This window comes from Pandoraea cepalis (genome assembly GCF_902459665.1).
Classification (GTDB): Bacteria; Pseudomonadota; Gammaproteobacteria; order Burkholderiales; family Burkholderiaceae; genus Pandoraea; species Pandoraea cepalis.
Genome location: NZ_CABPSL010000003.1, coordinates 174,743 through 195,057, shown reverse-complemented (window position 1 = coordinate 195,057; position 20,315 = coordinate 174,743). Strand labels below are relative to the sequence as shown.

Sequence of the window (20,315 nt, the reverse complement as noted above, 5' to 3'; positions counted from 1 at the left end):
CTGGGTTGCGCGCGTGTTCGCCGATCGCGTATATTGAATCGGCATCGGTATTGGGTTGGATATCCGTCTGATTTTTGCCGAAACGGTCGCGGAGGCCGACGCCCCTCAGGGGGATTGGCGGGACAGCGGACCGGCGGCCAATGCCCGAGTGACGACCGGGCGAACGAGCGCAACGTCAATCAAGTCGGCGGCACACCGCCGGCTTCCCACCTTCATCAAGCATCACGTTTTGCATCGTCGCGGCGGCCCGTCAGGGAAGCGGCGCGCGGCGGGCGTGACATCAAAAACAGCAAAATCGGCGCAACTCGCCGCGGGGAGAACGTATCGGATGCATCACGCCATCGACTTCATTCAGGACCTGGCCGTCATCATGCTGCTGGCCGGCATCGTGACGGTCATCTTCAACCGGTTCCGACAGCCGGTCGTGCTCGGCTATATCGTGGCGGGCGTGATCATCGGCCCGTATACACCGCCGTTTGCGCTGATACATGACGAGAAGACGATCGGCATTCTGGCCGAGCTCGGTGTCGTGTTCCTGATGTTTTCGCTGGGGCTGGAGTTCAGCTTGCGCAAGCTTGCGCGGGTGGGCGTGACGGCATTCGTGGCGGCGATCACCGAGATTGTGCTGATGCTCTGGCTTGGTTACGAGATCGGCCGCTTCTTCGGTTGGAAGGCGATGGACTCGATTTTCCTTGGCGCGATGCTCGCCGTCTCGTCGACCACCATCATCGTCAAGGCGCTCGACGAACTCGGCATGAAGCGAGAGCGATTCGCCCAGCTCATCTTCGGTGTGCTGATCGTGGAAGACGTGCTCGCCATTGGCATGATCGCGCTGCTCTCGGGCATTGCCATTAGCGGCTCGGTGGATGCCGGCGAGGCCACCTTTACGCTGGGCAAGCTGCTGCTGTTCATGGTGGTGTCGCTTGTCGTGGGCATTCTGCTCGTGCCGCGCATTCTCGCGTACGTGGCGAAATTCAAGAGCGATGAGATGCTGCTGGTCGTCGTGCTCGGCCTGTGCTTCGGCTTCTGCCTGCTGGTGATCCAGATGGGTTACAGCGTGGCGCTCGGCGCGTTCCTGATCGGTGCGATCATGGCCGAGGCGCGAGAGCTGCATACCATCGAACGGTTGGTTGCACCGCTGCGCGACATGTTCAGCGCCGTGTTCTTCGTCACCATCGGACTGCTGCTCGATCCGCACGTGCTGGCGACGTACATCTGGCCGATTCTCGTCATCACCCTCGCCGTCGTGATCGGCAAGATCGTCTCGTGCGGACTGGGGGCGTACCTTTCGGGGCAGGACGGCCGGACGTCGATGCGCGTGGGCATGGGGCTGTCGCAAATTGGCGAGTTCTCTTTCATCATTGCGTCGCTCGGGTTGTCGCTCAAGGTGACGAGCGACTTCCTCTACCCGATTGCGGTCGCCGTCTCGGTCATCACGACGCTGCTCACGCCGTACCTGATCAAGAGTGCCGATCCGTTCACGGGATGGCTCGGCCGCATGATGCCCGGACGTCTGTCATACGTGCTGCGTCAGTACACGCAGTGGTTGCAGAGCATTCATCTGACGGGCGATAGCGCGGCGCTCGTCGGCATCGTGCGTCGCATCGTGATGAGCGTGGCGATCAATCTTGCGCTCGTGGTGACGATTTTCCTCGGCGGCGCCTTCTTCTATCGGCGTTTGGCGGCGCTGATGTCGCCGTGGGTGCGCGACCCGAGCCTGCAAAGCGCGGTGGTCTGGGGCGTGGCGCTCGTGCTGTCGCTGCCGTTCCTGATCGCGGTGTACCGCAAGCTCAAATCGCTCTCGCTCCTGCTTGTGGAGTTGTCGGTGCCGCCGAGCCTGACCGGTCGCTACACATACCAGGTGCGCCGCGTGGTGGCCGAAATCCTGCCGATTGCCGCCATGGTCGGGGTGATCCTGCTGGTGGCGGCCTTGTCGGCGAGTATCCTGCCGTCCACGGAGATGGTCGTGCTGATCGTGGCGGGAACGGTGGTGCTGGCGATCATCATGCGGAGCTGGTTCGTGCGCATGCACGCCAAGCTGCAGATTGCACTCAAGGAGACGCTGGAACACCAGCCCGATAGCGAGCAGGGCGGCGGCTCCCCGCATTGAGCGACGCGCGAGCCGTGGCGACGTCCTGACGACGGCGCGCAGCGACTCAAAAGCCCGCCGGGGGATTTGCTTCCCCGGCGGGCTTTTTCATGGCGCGTCGCTGCCCTTATGTCTTGCGCGGCGGCAAGTCGAAGATCAGGCACGTCGTCGTGGCGTGCGCGTACAGGGTGCCATCCGGACCGACGATGCGGCCCTCGGCGATGCCGACCTGACGCCCGACCTGGATGACTTCGCCTTCCGCACGCACGCAAGGCACGTCACGCGTGAGGGCGCGCACCATATTGGTCTTGAGTTCGAGCGTGGTGTAGCTGCGTCCGGCGGGAAGCGTGGAGTGCACCGCGCAGGCGACCGCGGAGTCGAGCAGCGTGGCGAACCAGCCGCCGTGTATGGCACCGAGCGGGTTGTAATAGGGCAACGCCGGGCGGCCCTGAAAGACCGCGCGGCCGTTCGCGGCTTCGATGGCGATGAAGCCCAGCGTCTCACTGATCGGCGGCAGCGGCAGCCTGCCGTCGAACATCGCTTCAAATATTTCCATGCCCGACAGGCCGATCACGTCGGACGGCGTTGCCACGCCGTAGCGTAGCGGACCGTGACGTGTGAGCCGTTCGCGCACGGCGGCTTCGTCGGCTTCCCATTGCGCCAGTACGGCGGCGGCATCCGGTCGGGTATTCATGGCGTTTTCCTCGTAACTTTTATCAGGCAAGCGATGGCGCGAGATTATAAAAGTCACGGTGCGCCCCGGGGGTTTCGGCGTTAGAGGGAAGCGTCGAGACCGGAGCACGGCAACGGCGGCTCACGCCGTCGCCGTGATTCGGGTTGTCGTCGTTACCTCGGAAGGAGGGCGCTGGCCGCGCCGCCAGCTCAGGCCGCTTGGGCGTGCCTGCGACGATACTGGGCCAATTCGTCGATGGTCAGGATCGGCAGGCCATGTTGCTCGGCGAAGCGCTCGATGTCGGCGCCGCGCGTCATCGTGCCGTCTGGATTCATTAACTCGCACAGCACGGCGGCAGGTTTCAGGCCCGCAAGCACCGCCAGATCAACCGAGCCCTCCGTGTGACCGCGACGCGTCAGCACGCCGCCCGGCTGTGCACGCAGCGGGAACACATGGCCCGGGCGGGACAGGTCGGCGGGCTGGGCATCGTCGGCGATGGCGGCGCGAATCGTGGTCACGCGGTCGGCCGCGCTCACGCCGGTGCTCACGCCCTGGCGCGCCTCGATTGTCACGGTGAAGGCCGTGCCATGGCGGCTCTGATTCTGCTCGACCATCGGCGGCAGATCGAGACGGCGCAATGTCTCGTCAGGCAGACACAGGCACACGATGCCACTGCATTCGCGGATCAGCATGGCCATGGTGGCCTGCGTGATTTTCTCGGCGGCGACGATCAGATCGGCCTCGTTCTCGCGGTCCAGGTCGTCCATCAGAATGACCGGCCGGCCTTCGCGCATGGCGTCGAGTGCGGCTGGCAGGCGGACGTCGACCGGTGCCAGGTTGGCGAACGCCGGGTAGGCATGCAGATCGTCGGTTGTGCGGGTCGCATCGGCCCTGTGAGCGGTCGATGTAACGGCTTGCGATACGGCTTGGGTGGTGCTTTGGGTAACGGGCATGAAACGCTCCTCGCGTAAATCAATCGGGCGAAAAACGTTTTCGGGGCATGCGAACGGACGCCTCCATGGGACAGTGCCCCATGGCGCGCGGGTATCGACGCATCTTCTCTCATCCGGACTATGACCGTCGGCTCTGGCTTTGCACCAGATCTGCTGACCCTGCCAGTGTCACGAAAGCGACGGTGGCAGGCGCTCGCGGGCTCATGACCCACGCAGCTTGCACTGCGCGGCGTCACATACCGCCGGTGGGGACTTTCACCCCGCCCTGAAGACGTGTATGCCGCAAGCAGCGCGCCTCGCAGTCACTGATCGCGTGGCGTTGTTGCGTAGTCGGCGAGAGAGAGCGTAGCACAGGGTGTTGCTGCGCTGCAGGGAAGACTGCGCGGCGCTAGTGGGAATGATGGCGGGCGATTGGCTCAACGTCGGCTCGGGAGGAAGGCCGGCGCGGATGTCGCGCCGACCGCCGATGTGAGCGTTGCGCGACGTCGGACGTGCCAGGCGATGCTCAGGCGTGGGTGCCCTTGACGGTGTACCCGGCGTCGGTGATGAGGGCGCTGACCTCGGTGGGCGAGAGGCGGCTTTCGACGTCGACGCGACCCGAGTCCAGATCCACATTGACCTTGGCGGCCGGATCGCGCTCGGTGATCGCACGCGTGACGGCTTTGACGCAATGACCGCAGCTCATTCCTTCGACTTGCACTTGCATGTTGCACTCCTTGAAAGCGGTTTCGGTGACGGTGATCAAACAAATCGATGATAGACCTTCCTACGACAGGAAGCTCAAGCGCTATTTTCAGTGCATTCGTTGGATCGCCCAGACGCAGCCCAAACCCGAGCGGTTCCGGGCGCGCTATCGTAATAAATGACGAGACTGTCATGGGATGGTGTGCGGCAGATTGACGCTGGCGGCTTGACCTTCCCTTCATGGAAAGGTCTATGCTTCGACGCATGATGACAGTCCTCCTGGAGACCCTGAAATGATTCGGAACTGGTCGGTCGGTATCGAAGGCATGACCTGCGCCTCATGTGTGACGCGGGTTGAGAAGGCATTGCGGCGCGCGCCGGGCGTGGCCAGCGCCAACGTCAATCTCGCGACCGAGACGGCGGCCGTGGAAGCTGCGCCCGGCGTGACGCCCGCGGCTCTGCTTGGCGCGGTCGAGACGGCCGTCAACGACGCGGGATACCAGGTGGCGGAGCAATCGTTCGAGTTGGCGATTGGCGGCATGACCTGCGCATCGTGCGTGGGGCGTGTGGAGAAGGCCCTTCGTCAGGTGCCCGGTGTGGTCGAGGCAAACGTGAACCTGGCGACGGAGCGTGCCGCCGTGCGCGGGGTGCGTGGCGTCGTCGACGTGGCGGCGCTCACCGCTGCTGTGGAGCAGGCGGGATACGAGGCGTCGCCAGTCACGGACCCCGCGCAGGCGGCCGCATCCCACGAAGGTCCGGCGTGGTGGCCGGTTGCCGTGGCGGCGGTCTTGTCCCTGCCGTTGTTGTTGCCAATGCTGCTCGAACCCTTCGGCATTCATCTGATGCTGCCGCCGTGGGTGCAATGGTTGCTCGCCACACCGGTGCAGTTCTGGCTCGGGGCGCGCTTCTATCGGGCGGGGTACAAAGCGGTGCGCGCCGGTAGCGGCAATATGGATTTGCTGGTGGCATTGGGCACGTCGGCCGCCTATGGGCTGAGTCTTTACGAATGGTGGCGTGCCCCGGCGCACGGCATGACGCACCTGTATTTCGAAGCGGCGGCCGTGGTCATCACGCTGGTGCTGCTCGGCAAGTGGCTGGAAGCGCGGGCAAAGCGTCGCACCGTGGAAGCGATTCGTGCGCTGGCGGCCTTGCGTCCCGAGACCGCGCGCGTGTTGCGCGATCCGCAGGGCGCGGCGAGCGAGGTGACGGTGCCGCTGGGCCAGGTGAAGGTCGGCGACTGGGTGGTGGTGCGCGCCGGTGAACGGGTGCCCATCGACGGCGTCATTCGCGAGGGGGCGAGCCAGCTCGACGAGTCGTTGTTGACCGGCGAACCGTTGCCGATTGAAAAAGCGGCCGGCGACAAGGTCGTTGGCGGCTCGATCAACGGTGCCGGTACGCTGCGGGTGGAGACGACGGCGGTCGGCGCCGATACGGCGCTGGCGCGCATCATTCGCATGGTCGAAGATGCGCAGGCGGGCAAGGCGCCGATCCAGCGCGCCGTCGATCGGGTGGCCGCGGTGTTCGTGCCGGTGGTGGTGCTGGTCGCCGTCGTGACGCTGGTCGTTGGTTGGGGGCTCGGCATCGGCCTGGAGACAGCGCTGCTCAATGCGGTGGCAGTGCTGGTCATCGCGTGCCCGTGTGCGCTGGGCCTGGCAACGCCTGCCGCGATCATGGTGGGCACTGGGGCGGCGGCACGGCAGGGCATTCTCATCAAGGATGCCGAAGCGCTCGAACTGGCGCACCGCATCCGCGTCGTGGCGTTCGACAAGACGGGCACGTTGACCGAGGGCAAGCCGCGCCTCGTGGCACACCTGCCGGTGACGGGGGTGCGTGCCGATACCTTGCTGCGATGGGCCGCGGCGGTGCAGTCGGGCAGTTCGCATCCGCTGGCGAAGGCGGTCACGACCGCCGCAGCGGAAGCCGGGGTGACCTCGGCGGTGCCGACGGCATTCGACATCGCTGCGCTGCCGGGGAGAGGGATGCGGGCACGTATCGAGGAAGTTGGGGAGGGTGGGGGTGTTGGGGGCGTCGAGAACGCGGGCGCCTCGCGCAACGGTCATACGCTGCAGCTGGGGAACGCGCGGTTGCTTGAGGAGTTGGGTGTCTCGGAAGGGGCGCTGGCTCACGAGGCAGCGCGTCTGGCGGCCGAGGGACGTACCGTCTCGTGGCTGGTCGAGACTGCAGGGGATGGCGCAAATGTCGAGGCACCGGCGCGCTTGCTTGGCCTGTTGGCGTTCGGTGACACGCTCAAGGCCACGGCGCGGCCGGCCGTCGACCGCTTGCATGCGCTGGGCGTGCGTTGCGTGATGGTGACCGGCGACAACGCGGGGAGCGCCAAGGCGGTCGCCGACGCGTTGGGACTCGACGAGGTGCATGCCAACGTGCTGCCGGAGCACAAGGCGGCGGTGATCGCGCAACTCAAGCGTGACGGCGTGGTCGTAGCGATGGTGGGCGACGGCATTAACGACGCCCCGGCGTTGGCCGCGGCCGACGTCGGCATCGCGATGGGCTCGGGTACCGACGTGGCCATGCAGACGGCGGGCATCACACTCATGCGCGGCGATCCGCTGCGGGTGGCCGATGCCATCGATGTGTCGCGTCGCACCTGGTCGAAGATTCGCCAGAACCTCTTTTGGGCGTTCGCGTACAACGTGGTCGGGATTCCGCTGGCGGCGTTCGGGCTGTTGAGCCCGGTGATTGCGGGGGCGGCGATGGCGCTCAGCAGCGTGAGTGTGGTGAGCAACGCGTTGCTGCTGCGGCGCTGGCGTTCATCGGCGACGCAAGACGTCAGTGCCGGTGCTGCCGCCAAGATTGGCGAGGCCCGCAGCGCCAGTGTTTGAGGGCGGTTTGCCCGGGCACAAGGCGAACGGCGCATAATGAATTCGTTAGGGGGACGCGCGGTCGGCGACCGCCCGATGCGTTGCCTGAATTTTTAATTGACTTGAAATTCGTCGAAAGCGGCATCATTTGATTGGTATCGTCTGCCTTCCGGCGCGGAATGAATCCTGCCGAACATGAATAGCCTCCATATCGCGAGTTACAACATCCACAAGGGCTTTTCCGCATTCAACCGTCTGCGTGTTCACGAACTGCGTGCCGGCTTGGAAGGGCTTGCGCCGGATCTGGTCTTCCTGCAGGAAGTGCAGGGTCTGCATCAGGGGCATGCGGTGCGTCACAGGAATTGGCCGGTGCAGCCGCAACACGAGTTTCTGGCCGGCGCCATGTGGCGCGATCACGCGTATGGGCGCAATGTCGTCTATGAACAGGGGCATCATGGCAATGCGATTCTGAGCCGTTATCCGATCGTCAGGTCGGACAACCACGACATCACAACCTATAGTTTTGAGAAGCGCGGCATGCTTCACTGCGAGATTGCCGTGCCGGGTCTGAAGCAGCCGCTGCATTGCCTGTGTGTGCATTTGTCGTTGGCCGGACACGGTCGCCGTCGCCAGTTCGAAATGTTGACGGAGCGTGTGGCCGACGCCATTCCCGCCGATGCGCCGTTGATTATCGCGGGTGACTTCAATGACTGGAGCAATCAGGCGGACCGGTTGCTGGCGGAACGCTTGGCGCTGACCGAGGTGTTTCAGAACCGCGGGGGGCGTCCGGCGCGCAGTTTTCCGAGCGGATTGCCGCTTTTGCGACTTGACCGCATTTACGCACGAGGCTTTCATATCGAAGGGGCGCAGGTTTTACACGGGCGTCCCTGGTCACGGATTTCCGATCATTCACCGATCAGCGCTCGACTTGTGCCGTCGGACGCCAACAGGACGATGAACGGTTCCTCCACCCCCGTCGTTCAACCCTCGTCCCCCCCAGTGAGGCAGCCATGAACATCGGACAAGCGGCGCAGGCCAGCGGCGTCACGGCCAAGATGATCCGGTACTACGAAAGTATCGGCCTGATGCCCCCGAGTCCCCGCTCCGAGGCGGGTTACCGGCGATACGGCGAGCCGGATCTCCATCTGCTTCGCTTCATTCGCCAGGCGAGGCGGCTGGGTTTTGGGATCGATCAGATCCGTCAACTGCTGGCACTATGGCAGGATCGAGACCGATCCAGCGCGCAGGTGAAGGCGTTGGCGCAAACCCATGTCGATGAACTCAACCAGCGCATCGGTGAATTGGTGGCCATGCGCGACACGCTCTCTCATCTCGCCATGCACTGTCACGGTGATGATCGTCCAGACTGCCCGATACTCGAGGGGATCGCTGCCGCTGAACTTCCCGGTGACCTGGGCGGCAAGGGGGCGCGTTTCGCGAGCGCGATAGCGTCGTGCGGTCCGGCGCAGTCGGCCACAGCCTCAGACGCCGCGACCGGCACCGATGCCCCGGCGTCGGCAGGCGGCTCGGTCAGTGACAGCGAGGGGCAGATCCGTCACGTCCCCCAGTCCTAACACATGAAGCCGACATGACCGGCTGACGCCCGATATCCCCTATGACGCGCCGCAATGACGGCGCTTTTTTTGTTTCCTGAATTTTGATTCGCCCACTGCGACAGCATGCCGCAGCGGGTGTTGCGTTACGTCGACAGCCAAATATGTATTTGATTTTAAATATAATTTTCACGAATTGACTGGATTCGAAGTGAGCCTATAGCAGATTTTTGATGTTTTTCGCAAATAGGGGCTAACCCTTAACGGGAAAACCCTATACAATGCGAAGCACTGCTGCAATGCAGCACACTAAATGAATTGGAGAAACATCATGGTTGCCGCCCTGTTTGAAGTCGTGAACACTTGGTTTGAAACGGCTGAGCGTCGTCGTCGCGAAGCGTTCCTGGCTGAGTCGAAGGACATCATTGAGCTGGAACAACGTATCCGCGCGCTCGAAACCGCCGGTTACTAATCAAGTTTGTAGCAAGTCCCTCCGGACGAACGGTCGTCGCTGGCGCAATCAGGCAAGTCGATCGTCACAGCGGGCGATCCCCGTCATCCATGCGATGGCGTGCGACGGCGCCCAACCATGAGTCCGGATGCCAATCCCTGCGGTTTCGGGGTTGGCGAGTGCAAGCCCGCCACTTTGGCGGGCTTTGTCGTTAATGTCGGGCCCTTTCATCCTTCGCTTTCGCCGTACCCCGGCGGAACGTGTCTATTTCTCGATTCTGAACTCGGTGGCGAGCGCCGCGCCGTTGGCGAGCGAGGTCACACCGTAGTATTTGTCACCGACCTTGAACATGAAGCGGCACCAGTTCTCGGTCATCGCGCGCCATTCGAGGTTCACGCAATACGATCCGTTGCCGTTGACCGACCACGTGCCGGTGGCGTGAGCGACCTGGTTCGCGCGGCTACCCGACCCGATGCTGCCCTTGTTGTCGCTCGTGGCATTGAGCGACCCATTGGTGTCGTTGATCCATTTGCGCGTACTGCCGTTGTTGGCGAGGTGGGTGATGTGCGCGCCGGGCATGAGCGTACGCAATTCGTCGACACTGAGTTGCTGACCGTTGGCACTCTGGATATCGGAGAGATGCATCGGGTCCGCATGGGCGAACGACGACAGTGCAAGCAGGCCGGTGGCAAGGAATGCCGTGGCGGGGGAAGTGAAGCGGCGGACCATGATGACTCCCGAACGAAGCCTGCCAATGTTGCGTGCAGGCCGACGGAACACGCGTCGCGATCGGTCGTGCGTGCCGTCAGACGTTATCGTCCCGCATTGAGACGCGGTGTCGCTATCGGTCCAGATGATGCGCTATTACTATAGGCGACAAGCGGGCGTCTGCACAGATGCGCGCCGCCCGGGGCGCGCGGTGGGCAACCCATCGCCTCGTCCCCGAAGATCTCGCGCAGCTTGGCCGGACTGACCTGGTGGATGTCGCCGGCTACGGTCAGGCCGTTCTGGCGGAACGACTCGTCGTCGTGTTGGTGCGTCGACAGAGGTATGCGCGCCGCTGCGCCAAGCGCCAAGCGCAGCTTGGCGATACACTCGCACGGCTTTCCCCTCGTACTTTCGATAGGAGTGTTGTCATGGCCGACAGTGAAGCCCGCCCGCCGTTTCCGCCATTCACGCGTGAGACTGCAATTCAGAAGATTCGTATGGCCGAGGACGGCTGGAACTCGCGCGATCCTGCGCGGGTTGCGTTGGCCTATACGGTCGACAGCCGCTGGCGCAATCGGGCCGAATTTCCGCGTGGCCGTGAGCAGATCGTCGAATTCCTGACGCGTAAATGGCAACGCGAACTCGACTACCGGCTAATCAAGGAACTGTGGGCGTTTACCGAGAATCGCATCGCGGTGCGGTTCGCTTACGAATGGCGAGACGATTCGGGCAGTTGGTTCCGTTCGTATGGCAACGAAAACTGGGCGTTCGACGCGCAAGGGCTCATGGCTGAGCGCCATGCCAGCATCAACGACTCGCGCATCACCGAAGGCGAGCGCCTGTTCCATTGGCCGCAGGGACGCCGTCCCGACGATCATCCGGGATTGACCGAACTCGGGCTGTAAAGCCGGCGGCCATGGCGACGATGACGCTAACGCGCGTCGCGTCGCCGTTTGCGCGACCTCAGTCCAGCCCGACGATGAGCAGCAGGTTGGTGGCGGTGATGACCGCGAAGAGGCCCCACGCGAGCGCCTGTGCGGGACGCCCGAGCGTGTTGCCGTTCATCACGCGCGGGTCGCTCACCGAGCGGATGAGCGGCCACATGGCGAACGGCAGTTGCAGACTGAGCAGCACCTGACTCCACACCAGCAGCTTGCCCACGGCGCCGTCGCCGAGCCACAGCACGCCGATCAGCGCGGGCACGAGCGCCAGCCCGCGCGTGATCAGACGACGCTGATAGCAGGGGATCCGGGCGTGCAGAAATCCGTCCATGATGACTTGCCCGGCGATCGTCCCGGTGAGCGTGGAACTTTGTCCCGACGCAAGCAGGGCGATGCCGAACAGAAAGGCCGCGGCGCCGCCCGCAAGCGGCGTGATGAGCCGATATGCCTGCTCGATATCGGTGACGTTGGTCTGGCCGCTGGCGTGAAATACCGAACCCGCCAGTATCAGAATGGCCGCATTCACGCACATGGCGAGCGCGAGCGAGACCCATGTGTCGATGCGCACCAGCGCGAGGGTGTCGCGCACGTCGCCGCGTTTGCCGCCGACCACCCGCCGCGTCTGCACGACCGACGAATGCAGGTACAGATTGTGCGGCATGATCGTGGCACCGACGATGCCGAGCGCCAGCACGAGGGCATCGTGCCGGTCGTGGCTGGGCGCACCCGGCACAAGACCGGCGACCACCGCATGCCAATCGGGCGGCATCATGGTCACTTGCGCGACGAAGCACAGCGCCATCGTGCCGATCAAGCCGAAGACGATGGCTTCGATCTGACGGAAGCCTTTGCCCTGCAGGCCGAGCACGATCATCGTGTCGAGCGCGGTGAGGACGATGCCCCAGGCGATCGGCACCCCCAGCAATAGCTTGAAGGCGAGCGCACAGCCCAGGACTTCGGCGATATCGCAGGCGACGATCGAGATCTCGGCGGTGATCCACTGGACGAGTCGTCCCGCCCGCCCGTAGCGCTCGTAGCTCGCCTGCGCGAGGTCGCGCCCGGCGACCAGTCCCAGCCGGGCAGCGAGCATCTGGAGAAAGATGGCGGCAAGGCTGGAGAGCGCCACCACCCAGAGCAGCGAATAGCCGAATTGCGATCCGGCCTGGATGTCCGTCGCCCAGTTGCCGGGGTCCATATAGCCGATGGCGACGAGCAGGCCCGGGCCGGCAAAACGCTTGAGTTTGATCCAGCGGGGTTCGCGCGCGTCAATGACGATGCTGCCTTTGACTTCGGAAGGACAGAAGGGCGCAGTGGCGGTGGTCGGCAGCGGCATGAGAAAAGGAGATCGGTCGATGACGCCAACGGTAGCCGGGCCGGCGCCTGCCCGCAAGCGCGATCATGGCGGCAGCAAGGTCACGGATATCACGGCGGTGGCAGATGAACTGCTATACTGTACATTCATACAGTATTTTGGGTGCGCGATGACCCTGCCACTTTCCTCTTTGCCTGCCGGGCTGTGGCGCGCCAGTGAACTGGCGCATTGCCACCGTGCTGGCCACACCACGGGTTTTGCCGCGCTGGACGCCGAGCTGCCCGGCGCCGGGTGGCCGCATGGTGCGGTGACGGAGTTGCTGAGCGAGCGTCCGGGCATCGGTGAATGGCGGTTGCTGGCCCCGGCGCTACGCGATCTCACGCAGGCGGGCCAGCCGGTGATGGTGATTGCGCCGCCGATGCTGCCATATGCCCCGGCACTGGCGGGATGGGGCATCGATCTACGCTGGCTCAGTGTCGTGATGCGTCCGGTGAGTCCGGCACGTCAGGCGCCCCGGGCGCGCGGCACACGCGGCCTGAAGGCGGAGGATCGCGACATGCTCTGGTGTGCCGAGCAGGCCCTCAAAAGCGCGTGCTGCGGGGCGGTGCTCACCTGGCTTCCGGCCGCGACGCCCGAGCAGATCCGGCGGCTTCAGGTCGCGGCCGGTGGCGGCGAGACGCTGACCTGGGTGGTGCGAGGGCCCGCCGCCGTCGCGACCGCCTCGGCGGCACCGTTGCGGCTGGGGCTTGCCGTTGGGCCGGGGAGTCGTCTCGGCGTGCAGTTTCACAAGCGGCGGGGACCGCCGCGTCTCGAACCGCTCTGGCTGACGTTGCCCGCGCCGTATGCGCATGTCTCGCAACCGGTGACGGGCGCGGCCGACGATGCGCGGCCGGGGCCTGTCGGGCCTGGTCCGGTACCTTCGTCCACACCGTCCACGGTGCCTTTGGTTTCTGTTTCCGGAGTCTCGCATGGCTTGCTGGATCGCCCTGCATCTGCCCTATCTGGCGCTCGAGATCGCCTCTCCGCTCACACCGGCTGACACGCTGACCGACACAACGGTCGTGCTGGCGCAGTCGCGTGTCTGGCAGGCGAGTGAGGCGGCGCAGGCAGCCGGCGTGCAACCCGGCATGCGCCGTGGCGGCGTGCTGGCGCTATTGCCGCAGGCACGATTCCACGATCGCGACGAAGCGGCCGAGACGGTCGCGCTCGAGGCGCTGGCGCTGGCCTTGCTGCGCTTCGGCCCCGACGTTGCGATCGCCTCGCCACAATGCGTGCTGATCGACGTGGCACCGAGCCTGCGTCTGTTTGGCGGTCTGGCATCGCTGGCGGCGCAGGTGTTTGAGAGTGCCGAGGCGCTCGGGCACCGGGCGTCGTTGGGCCTTGCCGCCACGGCCAGCGCGGCGGCGTTGCTCGCGCGTGCCGGTACTCCTTGTGGGTCGCTGCGGTTGCCACCGACACCACCGACGCCGATGACGCTGCCGCAATCCCTCGATTCCCGCTCGGTCGCCTTGTTGCCCGAGGCGCAGCCGTGGCTCGACTGGCTTGCGCAAATCGGCTGTGCGACGTTGGGCGAACTGCGCGCGCTGCCTGCGGCGGGTGTGAGGCGCCGCTGCGGTGCAGAACTGCCCGCTGCGCTTTCCCGGGCCTATGGCGAGACGCCGGAAGCCCCCGCCTGGTATCGCGCCCCGCCCCATTTCGAGGCGGTGCTGCCGCTGCCGTCGCTCACGCATGACGTGGACGTGCTGCTCTTCGGTCTGCGCCGTCTGCTCGCCCAACTCACGGGATGGCTGGCCGCCGGGCAACTGGCCACGCGCGCGCTCGCGCTGGTGCTCGAGCATGAGCCGCTTGGGCGGCAAACGCTGGCACCGACGCGTTTCGACATCCGTCTTGCCGAAGCGAGTGCGGCGCCCGCGCACTTGCTGTCGTTGTGCAAGGAGCGGCTGGCCCGCTCGCCACTGGTGGCCCCGGTGCTGACGTTGCGGCTCGATGTCACGCAGACGGCGCCCCATGTGCCGCAAAGCGGCTCGCTCCTGCCGGAGCCGGGCCGCGCCCGGCAGGATTTTGTGCAACTGATGGAGCGTGTGGCGGCGCGGTTGGGCGACGAGCACGTGCGGCGTTTGCAGGTGCGTGGCGATCACCGGCCCGAGGCGGCGTTCGTCAGCGTGCCGTATGGGGCGTCCGGCAATCCTTCCCATGCCTCCCACGGCACGATGTCCGGCGCGGTCCGTCATCGGCCCGATGGCGAGTCCCTGTTGCCGCCGCGCCCGGCATGGCTGCTCGATGTGCCGCAACGCCTCGGCGTGCGTCAGGAGCGTCCGTGGCGGCAGGGGCCGCTACAACTGATGAGCGGTCCTGAGCGTATCGAAGCCGGCTGGTGGGAGCCAGGCACCGTCACGCGCGACTACTTCATTGCGGCCGATATCACGGGGGCGTTGCTGTGGGTGTTTCGCGAGCGGCCCGTGAATGGGGCGGATGCCGCGTGGTACTTGCATGGCCTGTTCGGCTGAGTCCGGCGGGTCCGCTGTGCGATGAATGTCGACGATTTCCTGCCGTGGCAAGGCCCGACCGAAGGGCTGGCCGCCAATGATGAGCGTGCCGACGCGGCCGGCGCCGATCCGGCGGCGCCCCCCGATCCGCGTGCTGCCGACGACGGCAGCCTGCCTGCCTATGCCGAACTGCATTGCCTGTCGAATTTCTCGTTCCAGCGTGGCGCGTCGCATCCGGAGGAACTGATCGCGCGGGCCGCGCACCTGGGCTACACCGCGCTGGCGATGACCGACGAGTGCTCGCTGGCCGGTGTCGTTCGCGCACTGGCCGAGGCGGTGCAGCATCCGTCGGTGTCGTTGATCGTGGGCAGCGAGTTTCGTCTGACGCCCGAGGACAGCGCAGCCGCGCTGGGCAGTGTGCATCTGGTCGCGCTTGCGCAGCACCGCGAAGGCTACGGCAATCTTTCCGAGATGATTACACTCGGTCGCATGCGCGGCCCGAAGCGCGGTTATCGGTTGCACGCGCGAGACTTCAGCGCGCCGGCAACCGGGCAGGCGCATCTGCGGGGTCTGCCGGGGTGCCTGATGATCCTGGTGCCGGAGACCGGCGCGAGTCCCGAGCGCACGCTGGCCCAAACCCGCTGGGCGGCACAGACGTTCGGCGAAGGACGCGTGTGGCTCGCGCTCGAACGCCATCACCGAGCCGACGACGACGCGCATCTGGCCCGGCTGCGGGCGATCTCCGCCGAGTGCGACGTGCCGCTCGTCGCCACCGGCCATGTCCTCATGCATGTGCGCTCGCGCAAGCCGTTGCAGGACACGCTCACCGCCATTGGACTGGGCAAGCCGGTGCAGGCCTGCGGATTGGCGCTCGCCGCCAATGCGGAGCAGCATCTACGCACGCGGTTGCGGCTCGCGTGGCTCTATCCGCCGGACGCCCTGGCGCAAACGATTGCCATCGCCTCGCGTTGCCATTTCGATCTGCGCAGCCTGCGTTACGAGTATCCCGAGGAACTGGTGCCCGCCGGGCATACGCCGGTGACGTATTTGCATCAGGAAGTCGAGGCCGGCGCGGCGCGGCGCTATCCGAACGGGGTACCGCAGAAGGTGCGTCGTCTCATCGAAAGCGAACTGACGCTGATCCGGGAGCTGGCGTACGAGCCATATTTCCTGACGGTCTACGACATCGTGCGTTTCGCCCGCAGCCAGAACATCCTGTGCCAGGGGCGCGGGTCGGCGGCCAACTCGGCGGTGTGCTATTGCCTGGGAATCACGGCGGTCAATCCTGACGAGGTGCAGGTGCTGTTCGGGCGTTTTCTGTCGAAGGAGCGCAACGAGCCGCCCGATATCGATGTGGACTTCGAGCATCAGCGGCGCGAAGAGGTGATCCAGTACATCTACGACAAGTACGGCACCGACCGGGCGGCGCTGGCCGCGACGGTGATTTCGTATCGCATGCGCAGTGCGGTGCGCGACACGGGGCGGGCGCTGGGCATCGATCTGTCGATTGTCGAGCAGGTCGCGCAGAGTCAGCAGTGGTGGGACGGTCGCGAGAATCTGCTCGCGCGCATGGCGGCACAAGGGTTGTCGCCCGACGCCCCGACCACGCGGCTATGGGCCGATCTGGTCGCCCGGCTGATCGGCTTTCCCCGGCATTTGTCGCAGCACGTGGGCGGTTTCGTGATTTCGCGCGACAAGCTCTCGCGCCTGGTGCCGATTGCGCCGGCGGCGATGGACAAGCGTTACGTCATTCAGTGGGACAAGGACGATATCGAGACGCTCAAGCTGCTCAAGGTCGATGTGCTGGCGCTCGGCATGCTGAGCGCGTTGCGCCGCACGCTCGATCTGCTGGGGGAATGGCGCGGTGAGCCGATCTCGCTGGCGGACATTCCGCGCGATGATCCGGCGACGTACGGCATGATTCGTCGTGCCGATACCGTGGGTGTCTTCCAGATCGAGTCGCGTGCGCAGATGAGCATGTTGCCGCGCTTGAAGCCGGACAAGTTCTACGATCTGGTGATCGAGGTGGCGATCGTGCGGCCGGGGCCGATTCAGGGCGGGATGGTGCATCCGTATCTGCGTCGCAAGCAGGGCAAGGAGGACGTGGTCTATCCGCGCGAGGAGATCAAGGCGGCGCTCGAGCGCACGCTGGGCGTGCCGATCTTTCAGGAGCAGGTGATGCAGATCGCGATGATCGCCGCCGATTTCTCGGCCGGCGATGCCGATCAGTTGCGTCGTTCGATGGCGGCCTGGAAACGCAAGGGCGGGCTCGAGAAATTCCAGACCCGCATCATCGACGGGATGCTGAAAAACGGCTATCCGCGCGAGTTTGCCGAGGCCATCTGCCGCCAGATCGAGGGCTTTGGCGAGTACGGTTTCCCGGAGAGTCATGCGGCAAGTTTCGCGCTGCTCGCCTATGCGAGTGCGTGGCTCAAGTGTCATGCGCCGGAGATGTTCCTGTGCGGGTTGCTCAACAGTTTGCCGATGGGATTCTATTCGGCGTCGCAGCTGGTGCAGGATGCGCGACGGCATCATGTCGAGGTGCGCGCGGTCGACGTTTGCGTGAGCGATGTCGAGTCGCGTCCCGAGGCGCGCATCGGGCGGTACGGCAATGCCCGCCGGCCGGCGGTGCGGCTGGGGCTGTCGCTGGTCAAGGGCTTGTCCGACGACGGGGCGCGCGCGATCGAGCGTGCGCGTCGGCAGCGGCCGTTTACCGACATCGACGATCTGACCGCGCGGGCTGCGTTGTCACGTCGGGACCTCGACGCCCTGGCGGCTGCCGACGCGCTGTCGGCGTTGCTCGGCGGTCGGCGGCAGGCGCGCTGGGCGGTCGCCGCATGGCAGCCACCCACGCCGCTGCTGGGGGCGACGGTGCTGCGCGACGCGGTGCCGGGCAGTGCCGACGAGCAGGTGGCGCTGCCGCCGATGGCCGAGGGGCAGGACATCGTGGCCGATTACGCGAGCACGGGGCTGACGCTGCGGCGTCACCCGCTGCTGCTGTTGCGCGAGACGCTCACCCGGATGCGGGTGCGAACGGCGAGGGATTTGCAGACCGAGGGCGTGCACGGGCGCCGGGTGCGCACGGCGGGCATTGTGACGGGACGGCAGCGCCCGGGCACGGCCAATGGCACGGTCTTCGTCTCGCTGGAAGACGAAACGGGCGTCATCAACGTGATTGTCTGGCCCGATCTGGTCGAATCGCAGCGCACGGCGTTGCTGGCGTCGTCCTTATTGGGGGTGGAAGGGGTATGGCAACGCGAGGAGCGCGTGACCCATCTGGTGGCGCATCGTCTGGTCGATCTCTCGTCGATGCTCGGCGAACTCACGATCTCGAGTCGGAACTTTCACTAAGGGGACTTCGATAGGATGGGGTGTCTCCGGCCCCCCGCCATGCGCAAGCTTCAGCAATTGCATGCCGCCGCGACACTCGCTTTCTTGCGCGCACCGCCGGGTAACCGGCTCGAGGCGCTGAGAGGAAATCGCCTGGGGCAGTACAGCATTCGTATCAACGATCAGTGGCGCTTGTGTTTTCGCTTCGACGCGGGCAACGCCTCGGACGTCAAGATCGTGGATTACCACTGATCGGATGGGCGGGCGCGTTCCGATAATTCTGCGGATTCTGCTAAAGGTCGACGGAGGCCGAAGATGACCCGACAAGTACCCCTGGCGACGCCGGGCGAGATTCTCGCGCAGGACTGGCTGGGCCCGATGGGGCTTTCTCAATATGCGCTGGCGAGGGCCATTGACGTGCCGCCCCGCCGCATCAACGAAATTGTCCTGGGCAAGCGTGCGATTACCGTCGATACGGCGCTGCGCCTGGGGGCGTTCTTCGGCGTGGATGCACAGAGCTGGCTCAATCTGCAAAATCAGTACGATGCCGAGATCGCACGCGCCAACATGGCCGATGTGCTGCGCGACATCAAGCGACGTGCCCGGGATCTTCTCGCTGCGGCGTGATGCTCCCCCAAAGACACGTCAGCCGTTGCCGTCGCGCGTCGACGGATGTCATGCCATTGCTCAATGCGCGGCGTCGGCCTGCTTGCCGGCCGCTTGCGCGAGGGCGCTCGCTTCGGCTTCGCTGCGCAGGCCGTTGAAGTGCGCGTTGAGCAGCACCGCGCTGATCGACGCGAGCAGAATGCCGCTGTGGAAGAACGGGGCGAGTGCATGCGGCAGTTTCATGAAGAACTTGTCCGACGCCACTGGAATCATCCCCACGCCAATACTGATCGCGATGATGTACAGGTTGTAACGATTCTTCGACAGGTCCACCGTCGAGAGAATCTTCACCCCCGTGGCCGTCACCATGCCGAACATCACGATGCCCGCGCCCCCCAGCACGAACTGCGGCACCGACGCCACCACGTGTGCCACCTTCGGAAACAAGCCCAGCGCGATCAGGATCAGGCCCCCCATGGCACACACCCAGCGGCTCTTCACCCCGGTCACGCCAACCAACCCCACGTTCTGCGAAAACGAGGTGTAGGGGAACGTGTTGAAGATGCCACCGATCATCGTGCCCAGCCCATCGACGCGCAAGCCGCGCACCAGCGTCTTCCTGTCGACCGGACGGCCGACAATGTCGCCCACCGCCAGGAACATGCCGGTCGATTCGATGAACGTCACGAGCATGACCAGCGTCATCGTCGCAATGGCAACCGGATCGAAGCGTGGCACGCCGAAATGGAACGGCATGACGAAGCCGAACCACGGCGCGTCGGATACGCCCGCAAACGACACTTTGCCCAGCGCCATCGCCACGATCGTGCCGAACAGAATGCCCAGCAGCACCGCAATGTTGGCAAAGAAGCCGCGCACGTACTTGGTGATGAACAGAATGCACAGGAGCACGGCGAACGACACGCCCAGATAGAGCGGATTGCCGTAATCGGGATTGCCGAAGCCGCCCGCCGCCCAGTTGATGCCCACGCCCATGAGGGAGATCCCGATTACCGTGATGACGGTCCCGGTCACCACCGGTGGGAACAGCCGCAGCAGCTTGCCGATGAGCGGTGCCATCAGAATGCCGATCAGGCCCGAGGCAATGGTCGCGCCATAGATATCGAGCAACCCGAGATCGGGATTCGTGCCGATGGCGATCATCGGCGTGACGGCGGTAAACGTCACCCCCATCATGATCGGCAGACGCAGGCCGAAGATCCACAGGCCGAGTGTCTGGATCAAGGTAGCGATCCCGCATGCGAACAGGTCGGCGTTGATCAGAAACGCGACCTGATCGACCGACATGTGGAGCGCACCGCCGACGATCAACGGTACCGCCACCGCCCCCGCATACATCACCAGCACGTGTTGCAGTCCCAGCGTGAACAACTTGGGGAGCGGCAGGCGCTCGTCGACCGGATGCACCGGTGCAGCAGCAGATTGCGTCATGTCTTCTCCTGGTCCGACGGTACGAATCGATTTACATGGTGGAACCGAGCGTAAATTTTTTACCGAGGCGCAGCGAGTGCCGTCAAAAATGCAGAGCGGATGGTGTGGGGTGCGTCGTGCTCGCCCCCCGGCGGGGCGTCATGGAGAAAAATTGAGGCATCGTGACAGGGTACGCCGGTTGGCGCCGCAGCGGGCGACTTCCCGGAAAGCCTTACGACGTATGGCCCAGACGTTGCAGGGGCGTGATAGGCGAGAGGG

General features: G+C 65.0%; 15 protein-coding genes, 3 pseudogenes and 1 riboswitch. Of the genes and pseudogenes, 11 read left to right on the top strand and 7 right to left on the bottom strand.

All coding sequences use genetic code 11. The annotated features are described in order from the left end of the window. Positions 1-328 precede the first annotated feature (328 nt). Positions 329-2,110 carry a cation:proton antiporter gene (locus tag PCE31106_RS07090; protein WP_017234192.1) on the top strand — a complete coding sequence of 594 codons (1,782 nt, stop codon included), beginning with the start codon at positions 329-331 and terminating at the stop codon, positions 2,108-2,110. Between the two features lie 106 nt (positions 2,111-2,216). On the opposite strand, the gene PCE31106_RS07085 is transcribed toward PCE31106_RS07090, so the two are convergent. The 3 genes from PCE31106_RS07085 to PCE31106_RS07075 all read right to left on the bottom strand — a co-directional run bounded on the left by PCE31106_RS07085 (position 2,217) and on the right by PCE31106_RS07075 (position 4,421). Next, positions 2,217-2,783, bottom strand: coding sequence for a PaaI family thioesterase (locus PCE31106_RS07085; RefSeq protein ID WP_150562841.1), 567 nt, complete (start codon positions 2,781-2,783; stop codon positions 2,217-2,219). Between the two features lie 188 nt (positions 2,784-2,971). After that, the gene (gene ribB, locus PCE31106_RS07080; RefSeq protein ID WP_150562840.1) at positions 2,972-3,715 is read right to left on the bottom strand and encodes a 3,4-dihydroxy-2-butanone-4-phosphate synthase; all 744 of its coding nucleotides are present in this window, start codon (positions 3,713-3,715) and stop codon (positions 2,972-2,974) included. 97 nt (positions 3,716-3,812) lie between these two features. Then, positions 3,813-3,992: riboswitch (FMN riboswitch) on the bottom strand. 228 nt (positions 3,993-4,220) lie between these two features. Further along, positions 4,221-4,421, bottom strand: coding sequence for a heavy-metal-associated domain-containing protein (locus tag PCE31106_RS07075; RefSeq protein ID WP_150562839.1), 201 nt, complete (start codon positions 4,419-4,421; stop codon positions 4,221-4,223). 271 nt (positions 4,422-4,692) lie between these two features. On the opposite strand from PCE31106_RS07075, the gene PCE31106_RS07070 reads away from it, so the two are divergent. From PCE31106_RS07070 to PCE31106_RS07055, 4 genes and pseudogenes are all read left to right on the top strand, one after another. Then, positions 4,693-7,239, top strand: coding sequence for a heavy metal translocating P-type ATPase (locus PCE31106_RS07070; RefSeq protein WP_150562838.1), 2,547 nt, complete (start codon positions 4,693-4,695; stop codon positions 7,237-7,239). Positions 7,240-7,413: 174 nt separating this feature from the next. Further along, positions 7,414-8,232, top strand: coding sequence for an endonuclease/exonuclease/phosphatase family protein (locus PCE31106_RS07065; protein ID WP_150562837.1), 819 nt, complete (start codon positions 7,414-7,416; stop codon positions 8,230-8,232). Next, positions 8,229-8,618: pseudogene (gene cueR / locus PCE31106_RS07060) on the top strand (Cu(I)-responsive transcriptional regulator); the annotation flags it as partial. The gene PCE31106_RS07065 and the pseudogene cueR, both read left to right, overlap by 4 nt. Positions 8,619-9,102: 484 nt before the next feature. Next, on the top strand, positions 9,103-9,243 hold the full coding sequence (locus PCE31106_RS07055; protein WP_017234185.1) for a DUF3563 family protein: 141 nt from the start codon (positions 9,103-9,105) through the stop codon (positions 9,241-9,243). 243 nt (positions 9,244-9,486) lie between these two features. On the opposite strand, the gene PCE31106_RS07050 is transcribed toward PCE31106_RS07055, so the two are convergent. Together PCE31106_RS07050 and PCE31106_RS24250 are read right to left on the bottom strand one after the other, a co-directional pair. Further along, positions 9,487-9,951 (bottom strand): DUF995 domain-containing protein, encoded by a 465-nt coding sequence (locus PCE31106_RS07050; RefSeq protein ID WP_150562835.1) that lies wholly within the window; start codon positions 9,949-9,951, stop codon positions 9,487-9,489. Positions 9,952-10,154: 203 nt separating this feature from the next. After that, a pseudogene (locus tag PCE31106_RS24250) lies at positions 10,155-10,247 on the bottom strand (GNA1162 family protein); the annotation flags it as partial. Between the two features lie 111 nt (positions 10,248-10,358). Between PCE31106_RS24250 and PCE31106_RS07040 the strand changes: the two are divergent. Next, positions 10,359-10,835, top strand: coding sequence for a nuclear transport factor 2 family protein (locus PCE31106_RS07040; protein WP_017234183.1), 477 nt, complete (start codon positions 10,359-10,361; stop codon positions 10,833-10,835). A gap of 58 nt (positions 10,836-10,893) precedes the next feature. Here PCE31106_RS07040 and PCE31106_RS07035 read toward each other — a convergent pair whose 3' ends face one another. After that, positions 10,894-12,204 carry an Nramp family divalent metal transporter gene (locus PCE31106_RS07035; RefSeq protein WP_150562834.1) on the bottom strand — a complete coding sequence of 437 codons (1,311 nt, stop codon included), beginning with the start codon at positions 12,202-12,204 and terminating at the stop codon, positions 10,894-10,896. Between the two features lie 19 nt (positions 12,205-12,223). On the opposite strand from PCE31106_RS07035, the gene imuA reads away from it, so the two are divergent. The 5 genes and pseudogenes from imuA to PCE31106_RS07010 all read left to right on the top strand — a co-directional run bounded on the left by imuA (position 12,224) and on the right by PCE31106_RS07010 (position 18,626). Then, on the top strand, positions 12,224-13,222 hold the full coding sequence (imuA, locus tag PCE31106_RS07030; RefSeq protein WP_174975002.1) for a translesion DNA synthesis-associated protein ImuA: 999 nt from the start codon (positions 12,224-12,226) through the stop codon (positions 13,220-13,222). Continuing rightward, positions 13,152-14,690 (top strand): Y-family DNA polymerase, encoded by a 1,539-nt coding sequence (locus PCE31106_RS07025; protein ID WP_174974999.1) that lies wholly within the window; start codon positions 13,152-13,154, stop codon positions 14,688-14,690. The genes imuA and PCE31106_RS07025 overlap by 71 nt, the downstream gene beginning before the upstream one ends. A gap of 21 nt (positions 14,691-14,711) precedes the next feature. Further along, positions 14,712-18,020, top strand: coding sequence for an error-prone DNA polymerase (locus PCE31106_RS07020; protein ID WP_150562831.1), 3,309 nt, complete (start codon positions 14,712-14,714; stop codon positions 18,018-18,020). Positions 18,021-18,053: 33 nt separating this feature from the next. Next, positions 18,054-18,251 (top strand): annotated as a pseudogene (locus PCE31106_RS07015) (type II toxin-antitoxin system RelE/ParE family toxin); the annotation flags it as partial. Between the two features lie 63 nt (positions 18,252-18,314). After that, entirely contained in the window at positions 18,315-18,626 is a 312-nt protein-coding gene (locus tag PCE31106_RS07010; RefSeq protein WP_130026523.1) for a HigA family addiction module antitoxin, read from the top strand. A gap of 60 nt (positions 18,627-18,686) precedes the next feature. On the opposite strand, the gene PCE31106_RS07005 is transcribed toward PCE31106_RS07010, so the two are convergent. Further along, on the bottom strand, positions 18,687-20,057 hold the full coding sequence (locus PCE31106_RS07005) for a nucleobase:cation symporter-2 family protein (protein ID WP_017231792.1): 1,371 nt from the start codon (positions 20,055-20,057) through the stop codon (positions 18,687-18,689). Positions 20,058-20,315: the final 258 nt, after the last annotated feature.

What these genes read in the sequence shown, in the direction of transcription:
- PCE31106_RS07065 (WP_150562837.1), top strand. Translation starts at nt 7,414, where the DNA reads ATGAATAGCCTCCATATCGCGAGTTACAACATCCACAAGGGCTTTTCC.
- PCE31106_RS07040 (WP_017234183.1), top strand. Translation starts at nt 10,359, where the DNA reads ATGGCCGACAGTGAAGCCCGCCCGCCGTTTCCGCCATTCACGCGTGAG.
- PCE31106_RS07035 (WP_150562834.1), bottom strand. Translation starts at nt 12,204, where the DNA reads ATGCCGCTGCCGACCACCGCCACTGCGCCCTTCTGTCCTTCCGAAGTC.
- PCE31106_RS07020 (WP_150562831.1), top strand. Translation starts at nt 14,712, where the DNA reads ATGAATGTCGACGATTTCCTGCCGTGGCAAGGCCCGACCGAAGGGCTG.
- PCE31106_RS07085 (WP_150562841.1), bottom strand. Translation starts at nt 2,783, where the DNA reads ATGAATACCCGACCGGATGCCGCCGCCGTACTGGCGCAATGGGAAGCC.
- PCE31106_RS07055 (WP_017234185.1), top strand. Translation starts at nt 9,103, where the DNA reads ATGGTTGCCGCCCTGTTTGAAGTCGTGAACACTTGGTTTGAAACGGCT.
- PCE31106_RS07070 (WP_150562838.1), top strand. Translation starts at nt 4,693, where the DNA reads ATGATTCGGAACTGGTCGGTCGGTATCGAAGGCATGACCTGCGCCTCA.
- PCE31106_RS07050 (WP_150562835.1), bottom strand. Translation starts at nt 9,951, where the DNA reads ATGGTCCGCCGCTTCACTTCCCCCGCCACGGCATTCCTTGCCACCGGC.
- PCE31106_RS07090 (WP_017234192.1), top strand. Translation starts at nt 329, where the DNA reads ATGCATCACGCCATCGACTTCATTCAGGACCTGGCCGTCATCATGCTG.
- PCE31106_RS07010 (WP_130026523.1), top strand. Translation starts at nt 18,315, where the DNA reads ATGACCCGACAAGTACCCCTGGCGACGCCGGGCGAGATTCTCGCGCAG.
- ribB (WP_150562840.1), bottom strand. Translation starts at nt 3,715, where the DNA reads ATGCCCGTTACCCAAAGCACCACCCAAGCCGTATCGCAAGCCGTTACA.
- PCE31106_RS07075 (WP_150562839.1), bottom strand. Translation starts at nt 4,421, where the DNA reads ATGCAAGTGCAAGTCGAAGGAATGAGCTGCGGTCATTGCGTCAAAGCC.
- PCE31106_RS07025 (WP_174974999.1), top strand. Translation starts at nt 13,152, where the DNA reads ATGGCTTGCTGGATCGCCCTGCATCTGCCCTATCTGGCGCTCGAGATC.
- PCE31106_RS07005 (WP_017231792.1), bottom strand. Translation starts at nt 20,057, where the DNA reads ATGACGCAATCTGCTGCTGCACCGGTGCATCCGGTCGACGAGCGCCTG.
- imuA (WP_174975002.1), top strand. Translation starts at nt 12,224, where the DNA reads ATGACGCCAACGGTAGCCGGGCCGGCGCCTGCCCGCAAGCGCGATCAT.